Source organism: Paenibacillus sp. FSL H8-0048, assembly GCF_038002825.1.
GTDB lineage: Bacteria > Bacillota > Bacilli > Paenibacillales > Paenibacillaceae > Paenibacillus_AQ.
Genome location: NZ_JBBODF010000001.1, coordinates 2508443 through 2523959, shown reverse-complemented (window position 1 = coordinate 2523959; position 15517 = coordinate 2508443). Strand labels below are relative to the sequence as shown.

Annotated in this window: 5 protein-coding genes; all 5 read left to right on the top strand. The window is 43.8% G+C overall.

Annotation, left to right across the window (positions count from 1 at the left end; translation table 11 throughout):
* Positions 1 to 8 precede the first annotated feature (8 nt).
* The 5 genes from NSU18_RS10885 to NSU18_RS10865 are packed head-to-tail and all read left to right on the top strand — an operon-like array spanning position 9 to position 15238.
* Positions 9 to 3335, top strand: a complete 3327-nt coding sequence (locus tag NSU18_RS10885) for a fibronectin type III domain-containing protein (RefSeq protein WP_341148997.1) — start codon at positions 9 to 11, stop codon at positions 3333 to 3335.
* Positions 3336 to 3357: 22 nt separating this feature from the next.
* Positions 3358 to 4296 carry a hypothetical protein gene (locus NSU18_RS10880; RefSeq protein ID WP_341148996.1) on the top strand — a complete coding sequence of 313 codons (939 nt, stop codon included), beginning with the start codon at positions 3358 to 3360 and terminating at the stop codon, positions 4294 to 4296.
* A gap of 14 nt (positions 4297 to 4310) precedes the next feature.
* The gene (locus tag NSU18_RS10875) at positions 4311 to 5105 is read left to right on the top strand and encodes a hypothetical protein (protein ID WP_341148995.1); all 795 of its coding nucleotides are present in this window, start codon (positions 4311 to 4313) and stop codon (positions 5103 to 5105) included.
* Positions 5106 to 5130: 25 nt separating this feature from the next.
* Entirely contained in the window at positions 5131 to 14925 is a 9795-nt protein-coding gene (locus NSU18_RS10870; protein ID WP_341148994.1) for an RHS repeat-associated core domain-containing protein, read from the top strand.
* A gap of 10 nt (positions 14926 to 14935) precedes the next feature.
* Entirely contained in the window at positions 14936 to 15238 is a 303-nt protein-coding gene (locus NSU18_RS10865; protein WP_341148993.1) for a hypothetical protein, read from the top strand.
* Positions 15239 to 15517 lie beyond the last annotated feature (279 nt).

Genomic DNA, 15517 nt, shown 5'->3' with positions numbered 1-15517 from the left:
GAGGAACTATGAAGGATATGCTGAAAAGATGGATATCTATTTTATGTGTTTTTGTAATGGTTACGTTGATTCTATTCCCAGGGGGATCACAGGTTAAAGCAGCAGGAGAGTCTAATATTATCAGCTTTGCCGATCTTCACTTTGATGGTTTCACAAAAACGGCTGAATGGGTTCCTGCCATGGGTGATATTGCCGAAATTACATTGGACATGCCGGGAATTACGGTCAAAAACATACGCTTTGATTTATCTTCAAGAAAAATGAGTTACGATATTGCTTTGGATAAGGCGGCCATTATGACCTCAGGTTCCAGAACCTATTGGTTTCGTGAGAATCAACGTACTAGATATCTGGACATAGCTGTTTATATGAGTAACTCGAGCAGCAGTTCAAGAGCAGGGTCCTATACGCATAAACGCGTAGAAAACTTGACTACGGGTGAGTCAAATAACAAATTCATAACTAATCAAGATGATTTAGTTGCCTATCCTAGCTATCCTTGGGAGGAGCCGCTGACTGGTGAAATTCCATCAGAGGTGAGTGTTTTGGTAAGTGCAGGAGATAATCATCACATAGTGAATGACCCCCCTAATGGCTGGAGAAACTCACTATCTGAATATCTCCCAGCGCAGAATTTAACCTCCAATGCAGCCCCTACAATTACCATACCCACACCCAACGGTCAGCAAATTGGCCCAAGCTCCCTGTTCATTCCTGTAATAGGGGTATCAGATTCGAACGGTGATGCGCTGGAGCTGAAATATTATATAGATTCAGAGGCAGCTGCAAGGGAAAGTAAGACGATAACCAATACAGCTACAACCCAAAATGTATCTTTTAGTCCATTGAACATAGCAGCTTTATCTGAAGGCAGCCATACCATCCGCTTTACAGCCAATGACGGAAAAGTCACCACCCAGAATTCGGTAACCATCTTTATAGATAAATCCCCTCCGGTAATTGGAAATATCAATATTATTTCTTCCGACTCACAGGTTCAGATATCGGGAACAGCCACAGATTCCATATCAGGATTGGATAACGTTCCATATCATTACACAGTCGGAAGCCAGTCGAGCGGCTGGACTACACAGCCAAGCTTTACTGCAACAGGATTAATGCCAAATACTGCATTTTATACCAGGATTGAAGCCAGAGATAAAGTAGGGAATAGTGCGGTCCATGAGCAGAATATTTATACGAAAGCACAAGCTCCGGCCATATCTGTTCAGCAAAATGGTGAAACATCCTTAATCATGCAGCTTCATGATCAGAATGCAGCTTCAACCCAATATTTGATTCAATTGGGTACTGCATATGTTACTCCTGCCGGCACTCTCAGTTCTTCGCCTGTATGGTTTACCCCGTCTAATAAGACAGTAGTAATTAACGGTTTAACAGCGAATACCTCTTACTCCGTCCAGGTAAAAGCAAGAAATAACGAAGGGATAGAGACAGGGTTCGGAGGGCCGGCAAGCGGAACAACACTAGCCGCTGCACCGGGCGGAATTACTGCAGAAGCTTCACAGCAATGGATTAAGCTTGCATGGCCTTCATCAGCAGGTGCCTTAGGTTATGAGGTAGAGGCAGGTGGAGCGATTATCAATAATGGAACTTCTACTTCCTATACGCATAATGGATTATTACCCAATACTCAACACACCTATAGAGTTAGGATTATCAATCCGGGAGGTACGAGTAGCTGGAGTCAGGCTTTTACTCAAATGACACTGCCTGAACCGCCGGTTTCTCCTGTCAATTTATTGACAGTCCCATCGCAGAAGTTCGTTTCATTAACCTGGGATTTGGTTCCTCATGCTACGCGGTATGAAGTGGAAGCCGATGGAGTTGTGACGGATAACGGCACCCTTAACTCCTTCACACACAAAGATCTGGAAGCTTCAACGGATCATACCTATCGTGTAAGAGCCGGTAATACAGGAGGGGTGAGTGAATGGAGCGCGCCCGCCATACAACAGACCTGGCCTAATCCGCCAGAGACCCCCACGAAGATATCTGCAGTGCAGGATATTCATACGGTAACTGTGAAGTGGGAGGAGATGGAACGGGCCAGCGGCTACGAGATTGAAGTGGACGGGCTAATTATTGACAACAAGCAATTGACCAGCTATACACATGAAGGATTAGGTGCACTTAGCGGTCATACCTATAGAATTCGCGCAGTTAATATAGGAGGCAAAAGTAAGTGGAGCTCTCCTCTGGATGTAACCACTCATCCGGAAATACCGGATGTACCCGCGAACATCATGACAACAGCGGATGAAGGACAGATTACAGCATCCTGGCACAATGTTCCTCATACAGATACTTACGACATTGAAGTGGATGGCGGGACTATAACCACTGTGAAGGAGAACCTGTTCGTGCATGACCAGCTCGCTGCAGATTCCAAACATACCTATAGAATCAGAGCCGCTAATATTAGCGGAACAAGTGAATGGTCCAAACCGATAGCCATGACTACCATGCCTGTTGGAATGAATACAGATTCCTTAACTAATGTGGTAGCGGTAGTGACGAATAAGTCTATTACCCTGTCCTGGGATACGGTTGCCGCGAATGCAAGATATGAAATAGAAGTAGACGGCAAATTATTGGATAACGCTGCGGATACGATTTACAATCATACCGGACTGCAAGCAGAAGAATACCATCTCTATAAAATTAGAGTGAAGCAAGGAAATGAACGTGGAGACTGGGTGGCAGTATTAGCACTCTCTACACTTCCCAACCTGCCTGACTCCCCTTCCAAAATAGATGGATTTGCCCAAAACAACTCGATTGAATTGCGCTGGGAGAAGATGGACGGGGCGAATGGCTACCAGCTTGAAGTAGATGGAAAGACGATTGATGTCGGTAACAATATAACCTATCAGCATAACGAGCTTACTTCGGGAACCACTCATACGTACCGTGTAAGAGCAAAAAATACATCAGGAGTGACGGCCTGGAGCCCTTCTCTACAGAAGAGTACTACCAGTCCGGATTACGTGCTTAAAGTCAAGAAGGATAAGGAAGCAAGTCTGACTCTGCTGGCTCAGAATGTACAGGATTTCAGTGAACTGGAATTTGTGGTGACCTATAATCCGGATGAGCTTGAATTAATCGACTTATATGATTTCACTCCAGCCAGAGATCTTTCTGGCGGAAGGATTGCCGGTTCTAATTTAACTGCTTCATATACCCCTGGGAAAATTACTTATTCTGTCGATCAGAATATTGTCCCCGGAACCTCTTGGTCTGGAGAGATTGCTACGCTCACCTTCAAGTCGAAAATAACGGGCGATAGCAGCGTAAAAGTTACGGTAGATTGAATGATATTGAAGGAGAATGTTCATGATCCGCAAGCGAAAATACAGATATATATCCATAGCAATCATAGTGGCGTTGCTGGCTGAAGCAGCCATTGTGACCTTTCCAAGACTTAACCGGGATTCAGCCGTACAAGAGTCCTCCCGGCAACAAGATGAACAGACAGCGGCTGAGCTCTCTAACCTGAGCGGAGTTGCGGCAGTAAAGATTATGGAAATGAAAAAATCAGGTTCGTCATGGAATGAAATTACGGAGACTCTGAAGCAGCAGCTTCCGGCGAACAATGCGGAAGACAAGCAGGGGCGTTCAAATCTGCTTCATGAGGCTGGTCTGGGTGAGGAATTACTTAAGGAACTTCATCAGAAGGGCTTCCAGGATGACGAGATCATGGAAGCTAAAATGCTCACGGAGAGAACGATGCAGCAGTTAAAAGAAGTTGTCAGCAGTGCAGCATCGATTGTGGAAAAGCCGGAAGCATCTTTAGAACGATCCGGCTCGGCTGAAGAGGATTTAGAGTCTGCGTACGTAACAATTAACGAGCAATTTAATGAGGGTGAGGCGGTTACTCTCCTGCTTACCTTGCAACAGGAGTTCGGTTCCATGGAGACCGTAATGAATGAATACTTACTGTCGCTTCAGATTGGGCTGAATCTCAAGGACTACATTACTGATCCCAAAACGTATCAGGAAACTAAAGAACAACAAACCATCACACTCAAAGAGAGCGAGATGGTAACATTGGACGCTCTGGAGAAGCGGATGCTGGAGCAATTACAGCAGGGGAAGGCAGCACCCGATCTTGAAGCTGCAGAGAGGAACTCTGACCCCAATAATATTGTAACCGAAGATAAGGAGTCACTGATTCCGGATATTAACCCGCCTACGGTGCAGGACGTGAGGCCGGAAAATCCGGGTGAAGTGCTCAGACAAGAAATTCAGGCAATGAATCCTAATTACAAATAGAGGAGCTAAGAGGAATGAACAAACGCAAGGTACTTCGGATTTCCGCTTTTATAATCATTCTGGTATTGGTGTTCCAGGCAGGGGTATTGGCCTATGCCAAAGTGGCTGTTACTCCTAAAGCGGAGACCGGGGACAATCATGGAATGAACGCTGGACCTGTGCAGTCTGAAGTGGTTCAAAGTTCATATGATCAGTTCCTGAAAGAATTCAGTGTTCAAGAGACATACCGTAAGCAGATTGAAGAGTTGGTTGCTGATGGTTATAGCCGTGCTGCGGTATTAACCGCTTATGATTTCTTATACCACAATTTCGGTAATGTGAATGATTGGAACGCAATGCTTGCGGCCAGAAGCGCAGGCAAGTCCTGGGAGACGCTTTTCACAGAATATCGTGAGACTCATAAAGAGTTTATTCCCAGATCCTTCGAATCAGAAGAACTAGAGCTGCTAATGCAGGTGCAAGGAGCAACCTCTGACGATATTATGATCGCGGACAGGCTATCTTTCGTAACCGGCAAGCTGTTTGGAGATTTATTGAATGAGAAGCTGAAAAGTGGTAAATGGAGTAGCGTTTTTGAACGGGAAAAGGTATTGTACAGCGGAAATCCATTTCCAAGGGTTCAGATAACAGCGGAAGAAGTTCGTGAATATACTGGGGATGATAAGCTTTCCGAGCAGCAGGTTACACATGCTTTTGTACTGGCACAGAAGCTTGGAGAGTCTGCCAAAGTTGTAGTTACTAGAGTTGCGCAAGGTTTTTCAGATGAAATGATCATGGCCCAGACCTATACGGAAAAGTACGGGCAATAACTAACAGGCAGACGGGGGTAGCTTTGTGAAGAAAGCATGTATCCGAATATCATTGGCTTCTTTTATCTTGATGATGTTTTTCTTACCGGCAGCAAGTGCCGAGACCTTACAGGATCAATTGAACAATCTGGTTGGTCCCAAACAAAAGTACAATACTATGCTCTCACCGGCATATTTAAGAACCAATGAAACGATTGACGAAATTAGCCCTCAGAGTGGTTCACTAACCATCACTCAGACAGATTATGTCCTGCCTGGCAAGAACGGATTAGATCTTGAATTCAAACGAATCTATAAGAATGAAACAGCGAATGTGCAAGAGATGGAAGTGAATTATGTAGACGGAGCCTGGGTAGACAGGGCCTTCTCTTATGCCAAAACCTCCTCCTTCTATGAAGACAGATATAACCTCGGCATGGGTATGCGCTTCTCCTTCCCGAGTATTGAAGTGAAGGTGAATTCGGACGGCTCCAGCCATAGGTTTTTGCATACGGACAGCGGGGATGTATACCGTCTTAAGCCTGCGAATCTGGACGGAGCCTATGTATTTTTGCCAGAGGGCCAGACTGTGAAAGATGTAGTAGTCCGTGAGACTGCCGCTTATCAGAATGGACAAGCAGACGGAACCTCCAAGTATGTAATGACAGGCAAGGATGGGAAGAATACCTATTTTGCCGAAGACGGCCGGATCTTGGGAATCGTGGACCGGTATGGCAACACTATTAATTTTCAGTATGAGTCATTGAATTACTATATGGATGGTCATTCCATAAACAAAAAGCTGATCTCCAAAATTACGGATTCGGTGGGCCGCGATACAACGATTGAATACAAAGAGGACATCAATTACACAGTAGGCCCGATCAGCATTGATTCTCCTGTAAATGCGAACAACTATTATAACGCATCGCAAAGCCCCAATAATACGGATTCCGGAGATCTAAAGGGTAAGTTCCAAGTGATTGTCCATCTTCCGGGCGATAAAAGTATTGTGTACGACAAGTCAGCGGCGCTCGTTAATGATTCCAAGCATGTTATACGGACCCGGCTGCAAAGAGTATATGACACGGATGCGAAACCGAAATTCATGTTCTGGTATGAGCAGCCTGATCTGGGCTTCACCTACTTCAATAAAGATAAATATTCTGCGTATTCACGTTACGAGAATCTTGTACTGGTAGATGAAGTGAAGAGCAACAAGGCGAAGAGCTATGTATATAACACCTACACCAAACGGCTGAACGAAGGCAGTATGCAGTACAGAAAGATTTTTGAGAGTAAGGATCTGATCAAGAAAGGCTTCGATCCTGCCAAACCCAACTTTCTGGATAAACTCTTAACCGATACCTATAACAAGCAGACCTACACCTATACCAATGAAGCTGACGGGTACGGCACGGCAGACTATAAGCAGGATGATAAGGCCTACCTAAAAGATACATACCGTTATTACACAACCATCACAGATGTTAACGGCAGCACGGTCAAATATACATACAACGGTAATCAGGAAATGATTCTCACTGAGAAGCTGGGCAAAAATCACAAGGAGATCGTTACCAGTGAGCATGATGAACTGAAGCTGGTCAAGAAACAGGAGACGCTTATCTATCAAGTGACTGGCGGGCAGGCTACAGGTGAGCCGGTTCATAGCATTGAGAACTACCGTTATGATGAGTACGGCAATATGACCAGTCATACCGGACCCATTGCTGAACGTGACAGCAAGGGTTATCCGGTGAACAATGAACACACCGAACTATTTACCTATGATATTAATAAATATCATATTCTGACCCAGAAGACCTGGAAGCTGGATCAGAATACATCTGCTCAGACCAACTATGAGCTTGACAGTAAAGGCAATGTAATTAAAGAGAGCAAAGCAACGAATGATCCGGCGAATCCCTGGCTAGTCACAGAGTACGCCTATGATTCCTATGGCAATCTGATCCGTAAAACGGCACATGACCGTTCCCAGGATTTCACCACTCACTATGAATATGGTATCGACGCCAATGGTACAAATACCAAAGGGGCTTACCTGACCAAGCAATATCAGCAGGCGGATGGCAAGACTTCTGCCAAAACCTATGCCTATGATATGCAGACCGGCAATATCCTTAGTGAAATCGATGCGAATGGCAACAAGACATCGTATCAATACGATGCAGTGGGCCGTGTACTCAAGAACATCAGACCAGATAATAAGGCACTCCAGTACGATTATCAGGAGAGTCCGTATGCTAACTTCAAGATTCAGTATACGGATGCGGGGAATTACAAGTATCTGAATGAGTATGATATTCAGGGGAATTTGTTGAGCCATAGCATCAATAGCCAAGGTACATGGAAGAGGTTATCCTCCCTGCAATATGATGCTTTTGGCAATCTGACTAAAGAAATTGATAGTAATGGACATAGCACACGCTATGCCTACGACAGTAATCAGCAGATTGTAGAGAAATCCTTCTATGACAATGATAAGGCGCTTAAGGCAGCAGTGAAAATTGATTATCAGATCAACTCTTCTCCCCAGTTTCCTATGCGTATGACGATTACGAATGAAGAAGGTTATGGTAAAAGGTACTACTATGACCTGGAGAGCCAATTGATTAAGCAAGAGGTTACGCCGGATCGTCAGACGTATTACGCCTCAACCTTCACTTATGACTATGTCGGCAACCTCATAACAGACACTGACGAAGGCAAGCATACTACCCGTTACACTTACGACGCCTTGGGAAGAAAGATTAGCGCCACTGATGCGCTGGGTAACACGACAGAATATGGCTATAACGCGATGGAACAACCTGTCTCCGAGAAGGCTCCCGGCGGGAAAACCACAGAGTGGATCTACGATGGATTGGGTAGAAACACCATTCAAAAAATCTATCAGGCGGGAAGTTCGGATTATTTCTATACAAATAGCCAATATGATGCGGTGAATAACAGGATTAAACTTACGCAAGGGCTGTATTCAGCAGGAGCTAACAAGGATTCTTCAGTAACCTCCTTTTCATATGATTCGCTCAACCAAGTGACAGATCAATATGTCAGCCTGGACGCTGCTACCCGTTCTCACACATCTAACGAATATGATGCAAACGGGAACAAAACTAAAACTGTAGAATACGCAGATTCAACTGGGACAAAACAGATTGTACAGAATTATCAATATGATTTTGCCGGAAACATAACGTCAGAGACAGGATCATCCAAAGAAAAAGGGGAGGACGGATCACTTGTAGAAAGAGGGGCCTATGAGACATTAAATGAATATGACCTCGAAGGAAACCTTCTGAAGATGAGGCGATTCAATGGTACGGGTTATGATACTGAGGAGAATACGTACAACTATAGAAATCTTAAGGTATCTACCTCCAAGCCTTTTAATGACAAGGGGCCTAGAATCAGCCGTTATCAATACGACAAGTCCGGCAATCTGATTGCTGAGACGTCAGTAATTGATGGAACAGAGCGGACAACCTCTTATACTTACGATGGATTAGGTTTTGCAATAGGGACAACTGATCCTTTGGGGAATTCAAGCCGTTATCAGTATGATACGATGGGCAATTTGTTAAAAACTGTGGATTCAAGATATTCTGCTCTTGCTATGGAACAGGCTCCTGGCATTGAGAATATGTATGATGCAGAGAACCGGTTAATAAAGACTATTGCCTTTGACGGAACCAATCGTGAGGTCATTGCTTACAAGGAATATGATGGTAGGGACAACCTTGTTAAGGATGTCGATGGAGAAGGGTATAATGCTACTCATCCAGAGCAGTCTATAGGTCTGTTATATCAATATAATGTTATTGATAAGCCTGTTGAGATTATCTCAGCCCAGGCTGCGTATGATAACAAACAACAGGGCATCCGAAAAATCAGCAAACAGCTTATCTATGATGGTTCTGGTAATGTAGTGAGCGAGACTGACGGGCTTGTTCATACTACTTCATATCTCTATGATCTTGGAGGCCGTTTGAAGCAAACAACCTATGCTGACGGCTCACGTACGACAGTTGACTATGATCTTACAGGTAAATGGGTCACTATAAACACAGATAAGTCAGGCCAACAGACCAAAAGCTACAATACTATTTTTGGCTCTCCTTATCTAATAGAATATCCAGACGGCACTTCTGAGTCCTTCCGTTATTCATCGCAAGGCGAATTGCTGGAAAGCACAGACCAGAATGGGAAGTCTATTTACTACGGTTACGATTTAGCGGGTAATCAAATATCCAAAAAAGAATATATTCGTGCGGATCAAACCAATACGTATTACCGGTTTACCCTAATGAAGTATGATGAAGCTGCTAAATTACTCTCGACAGAAACCTTTCAACTCATTGTCTCTAATAAAAATGGAGCCGTAACTCAGACCAGCATGGGGGATCTTACTCAGCAGATCTATGATAAGGGCGGAAGAGTTATTCAGATTACAGGACCGTTTGGCAGAGAGAGTAAACAGGATTACGACCGTGCCGGGAATGTGATTACGACTTATCAAAAGAGTAGCGATAATAACTATGATATTACACGGAACAGCTATGACTCCAGATCACGGCTTACCAAAAGTGCTTTACTGGTTAAGACTGCAGATATCAGTGCAGGTTTTTTACCGGGGGCTGTTTTTGACAATGAATATGTGGATCGTCTGGAGGCAGCAACAACCTATACCTATTCTAAGAATGATCAATTGTTAAGCCAGAGCGATGCCAAGGGGAACACAACTTCATTCGAATATAATTATGATAAGCAGCTGCTGAAGAAGACGGATGCTATGAAAGGTTCAACACTATATCAATATGATGCTGCGGGCAATGTACTAACCGAGACCAATTCCATTGGAATGCAAACCCGCTATGAATATGATGCACTTGATCGTGTGCTGCGTAAAAGTCTGCCCGCTGCAGACGGCGGATTGGCTGTAACACGATACATCTATGACTTAAGTGGTAATCTGATTCGGGAAATCTCACCTAATCAATACAAGAAAGAGCTGGATAGTACCAATCAGGTCTTGAGTATGAAGGGGATGTCGTATACGTACGACAAGATGAACCGCAGACTATCCACAGTATCTCCTGAAGGGACGGTCGTGGAATACCTCGAATATGATGCTAAGGGACAGATGTCCAAAAAAGTGGATGGTCTCAGGTACTCAGGCAATATTGGCTCTTCCAAAGGTACAACCTATTTATATGATGGGCTTGGCCGGCTGATTAAAGAAACCAATGTTCTGGGCGACAGTAAACGGTATGAATATGATGTGCTTGATCATTTGCTGGCTCGAACGGATGAACGGGGCAACACGACTTCATATGAAGTCAATCCTGACGGAACACCTGCTAAAATTATTTATGCAGATGGCGGGTTTTTCGAGTATACCTTTGATAAGCAGGGCAGAAAGACTTCCGAGACCAATCCGCTTGGAGCAGTAACTACTACCAGCTACACTTCATTTGGCAAAGAAAAAGTTGTAAAAGACCCCTATGGGTATACAGTTGAAAACAAATATGATCTTAACGGGAATCTGGTGTCGGTAAAAGATCAAGCAGACAGCATAACCCTGTTCAACTATGATGCCGGAAACAGGCTCATCGAAAAGAAATCACCTCTTGCACTCGATGAGAGCAGAAACGTGATTTACGCTGTAGAGAGCTTCCATTATGATGCAGCAGGAAATATGACTAAGAAGATTGTATCGGGATCCAAAGAAGATTCTGCTAACCGGGAAACTACTTATATCTATTTCGATAACAATCTGCTTAAAGGCGTCATTGACAACAGCGGTGCCAGCTCATCCATGGAGTATGACAAGAATGGTAATCTCATCAAATCAGAAAAGTTGAGAGATTCCGATCTCAAGGATGTGGAGCAGTATGAGTATGATTCCCAGAACCGCATGGTGAAACGGATCGGGTGGCTGGATAAGGCCAGTGTTGAAGGTTATTCAACTCTGCCTAATCTAGCTAATCTAATGGATTCAACCTATCCGGATAGAATCATGCAGATTACAACTTACAGCTATGATGTGCTAGGCAACAAAATTCAAGAAGCAGATCCTAGAGCGAACGGATTTTTGTCCACTGATTCAGCTAACCGCAAGGCATACACTGTAAATTATACCTATGATGCTATGAACCGTGTGGAAAAGGTGATTCGTGCTCAAGGTTCAACAGAGCTCGTAAGACAGTTCGCCTATGATACAGCAGGGAATAGAGTTTCGGATAAGAATGAGAGGGGATTCGTAACACAGTATGCGTATGATCCTGTTAACCGGGTTACTGTAGTTACTGACCCGGAAGGCAACAAATTTACAACAGCTTATGATCTGGCAGGGAATAAAATCGCGGATACCAATGCCAAGGGCTACAGTATGTCATACACCTATGACAAATTAAATAGAGTATCTCTTACCATTGACCCATATGGTACAGTAGTCGGCAAGAAGATTTATGATGCGAAGGGCAATATGGTCAAGAGCATTGATGCTAAAGGCTATGCGGCAGGAGAGACCGATGGCTCCCGGTATGGAATTATTTATCATTATGATTTAGGCAATCGTGTGACTGCTGTTATTGATCCGGTATTAGCAAGTAAAAATGGCACAAGTAACTTCACTACTGTTTATCAGTACAATATTTACGGTAACCTTATTCAAAAAACGGATGCTCTTGGCAACTCTATTCGTTATGAATATGATAATGCTGGACGTTTAACTCAGGTTACTGATGCGCTGGATGTGGAGATCAGCTATAGCTATGACCGTATGGGCAACAAGCAGTCCATGAAAGACGGAAGAGGTAAAGTTACCCAGTACCGCTATGGATCTTTTGGGGTACTGCAATCCGTCACGGATGCTGGCAATGCAACCATCAGTTACACCTATGATCTGGCACTGAACAAGCAGCGTATGATCGACCGTCAGGGAAATAGTACACTATATTTATATAGTAATCAGAATCTGTTAACTGAGATGAGAGTAGCAGAGACTGGGGATAAAATTAACTATAGCTATGACGAAGCTGGAAATCGGACGGGCATGAATGATGAGAGCGGAACGTATAGCTACACTTATAATTCCCAGAATCAGCTGCTCCAGATTAGTAAAGACAGTAAGGTTCAGATCAAATACACTTACGATGTAATTGGAAATGTAGAATCGGTGACAGACACCTTGGGCTACACCACAACTTACCAGTATGACAAGTCCAGCCGGATGGCCTTTGTAGACTATGATGGTAAAGAGACTGCCTATTCCTATGATAAGAATGGCAACCGTACGATGGTACAGTATGAAGATGGTCTCAAGGAGGTCTATACATACGATCTGAACAATCGTCTGCTAACCTTAACAAACAAACGGAACAATGGTTCTGAGATCTCCAGTTACCGTTATACCTATGATGATGCTGGCCGGCAGATTACCAAGACAGATAGTTTTGGATCAACGGCATACAGCTACGATGATGCTGGCCGTATTAAGCAGGTAGAAGCACCGGGAAAGACGACTGTCTATGCCTATGACAGGGCAGGAAACCGGCAGTCTATGCTGGAGACCTATACCTCGCTGCAGCCTAGCAGCTATATCTTCCCGGATACCAAGCAAGCACTTCAGTATAAATTGAAGAAGAGTGACTACCTGTATTCTTCAAGTAATCAGTTGATGAAGCTTGAAGAGCGGATGAGCGATACATCAGGGAAGGAGTTGCTGCTCAAAACTGTAGATTATCTTTTTGATAAGAACGGGAATGAGCTTAGCCAACGGACAGCCTATACCCAGCCCCATACAACAGCAATGCACCAGTCTACCGGGGGAGACACTTACGAGGCACAGACTAAAGAAATTAATAGTCTTATCGAAAAAGTAACTCAAGTCTATGACGGGTTCAACCGTTTAACGAAAGCTGTCAAGGTGAAGGCGGGAGATCGCACAACTGTAGATTATGTTTATAATGGAGACGGCTTACGGGTAAAGAAAACGGTAAGCAGTGCTAAAGCAGGGAATATAGCAAAGGAAACGAATTATGTATATGACCGTCAGCATGTGATTCTGGAGATGGACGGAAGCAGTAAACTCAATGTCCGTTACATCCGGGGCATTAACTACATTGCCAGAATGAATCAGGCTAAGGCATATACCTACTATTTGTTCAATGGACACGGAGATGTTGTGCAAACTGTATCATCTGCAGGAGAAGTACAGAACCAATATGACTACGACGTCTTTGGTAATCCTGTGCTAAGCATCGAGTCCTATTCGGAATCCATCCGTTATGCAGGAGAGTATTATGATGGGGAGACAGGGCTGTACTACCTTCGGGCACGTTATTACGATCCGTACATCGGGCGTTTCCTGTCAGAAGACAGCTACTGGGGGGAAGACAATAACCCGCTCAGTCTCAATCTCTACACTTATGCCAATAATGATCCGATTCAGTATATCGATCCGACTGGCCACAAAGCAACGGCAAGCTCCATTCAAAGCCAGATCAACCGAAACGACGCTGCTGCGGACCGCCAAGAGCATCTGTTTCTGGCTAAGCAGAAGGCGTCCACACCGCCTCCAAAACAAGAGCCGCCAGCACCAACGAAGCCTGCACAGAATTTGAAGAAGTCTGCTTCGTCAGCGCCAGCAAATAATAATAAAGCAACTCCACCAGCCACGGTAACAAAGCCGCCGGCAACATCAAACAGTGGCTCAACTAGTAGCTCACGTCCATCAGCAGCAGGAAGTGCAGCCGCCGCTGCAATATCAAAGTTGCAGCAGCAAAATACAGTTTTGGCAGCAGATCTAAAAAAAGCAAAGAAAGAAGAACAAGTTGTCCAGGCAGCTAAAACATCTGTTAAGAAAGATCCTGTACCTGTTAAGTCTGCTGCAAAGAGCTCGGGCAGCGGCTCTGTATTTAATTCGATTAAAAATGGAGCGAAGAACTTAGTTGTTAATACGTTTAACCTAATGATAGGCGACGATGCTAAGCTTGCTTTCGGGAAGGACAAAACGTTCCTGCAAAGAAGTGCAGGTTCTGCCAACTTGCTCCTTAACGTTGCTACGTTTGGTGAAGCCGCATTTGTTAAGTCTAGCGTTAAAGGTGCTATCCAAGTAACCGAAAAAATAACAGCAAAAATTGCAGGGAAAGCTGCCACAGCAGCTGTAGTAAAGGATGCAGTTGAAATAGCCGGAAGTAAAGCGATCCAAAAAACAGCACAGCAAACTAGTGCAGCAGTAGGGAATCAGACTGTTCAGGAGATGTTGTCGAATAGCCCGAGTGGGCTGTATAGTAAACTGAGACAACAAGGTATTCCGACCACTCTGACGAATGATGAGGTTAAGGCGGCTAACTCGGTTAATCTTAGGATGCAGGCTGAGGGGACGGGTAGTTCTTCATCGAGAAATCCAATTTTTGCTGATAATAATTTCTTGATTGCCGCAGCTGAAAAAAGTGATACAAAAGCCTTGGATATTATCCGTGACGGGAAGACTTATATTACACCTAATCAACAAAATGAATTCCTTAATGTTAGTACTACCGCCCAAAGGAATTCACGTAAAGCATTTTTACAACAAGAAGGTGTTGAAGTCTTTGGAGGGTCACAAGCAAAAGCGATTTCAGAAACCCATGAGTTTCAGCAAGTCTTTAGTCTAGTTAAATCATCTCATGGACGTGGTGATGCTGCCCTAGGGGCATTTGCAAAGACGACAGGTTATGAGGCATTTACTTATGAAAGAAGGTTATTCAACCTTTATAAAGAAACTCTATCTAAGTTAGAAGTGCCAATACGTAATCCTTTAAGAGAATAGGGGAGTGAACATGTATAACTTACTATTAATTAAAGAAAAATGCCCTAGATGTGGAGAAATCGTTAATACAGAAGCCGAATTTAAAATGGGCATGATGAATCTTGATACCTACAAATTGGGGGATACATTAACATGGGCGACAGGGCAGAGTAAGCCTCCGCATCAGAAAAGACCACTGGATGGAAGTTCAAAAGGTGAAGGATATGTCTGTTGTACTAATTGTGATAAAGATTTTTGGGTAGTCATACGTGTTGAACATGATATTATTGTCGATGTAAAAGTGGATAATACTAAGACAGGTTATATAAAATAATTTTCAAAAGTTTCTACCTTGATTGGCTCCGTGCCTTTCAAGGTTTCTTTTTTTGTGAGGCTACCCAGTGAGTCGGCAGAAGTTGAAGTCGCCTGGTAATGGCATGGCAAATTCAGCTCTCAAGTTTTTTAAGATACAATTCAACAACTGAGAGAATACAGGGAAATGTGGAGACAGTATGAAGGTGGCCTTAAAGAAGCGTACACGTATGATCTGAACAATCGCTTGCTAACCTTAATTATCTTTTTGATAAGAATGGGAATGAGCTTAGCCAACGGA

Excerpts from the sequence above, each read along its gene's own strand:
- NSU18_RS10875 (WP_341148995.1), top strand. The coding sequence starts at position 4,311 with ATGAACAAACGCAAGGTACTTCGGATTTCCGCTTTTATAATCATTCTG.
- NSU18_RS10885 (WP_341148997.1), top strand. The coding sequence starts at position 9 with ATGAAGGATATGCTGAAAAGATGGATATCTATTTTATGTGTTTTTGTA.
- NSU18_RS10865 (WP_341148993.1), top strand. The coding sequence starts at position 14,936 with ATGTATAACTTACTATTAATTAAAGAAAAATGCCCTAGATGTGGAGAA.
- NSU18_RS10880 (WP_341148996.1), top strand. The coding sequence starts at position 3,358 with ATGATCCGCAAGCGAAAATACAGATATATATCCATAGCAATCATAGTG.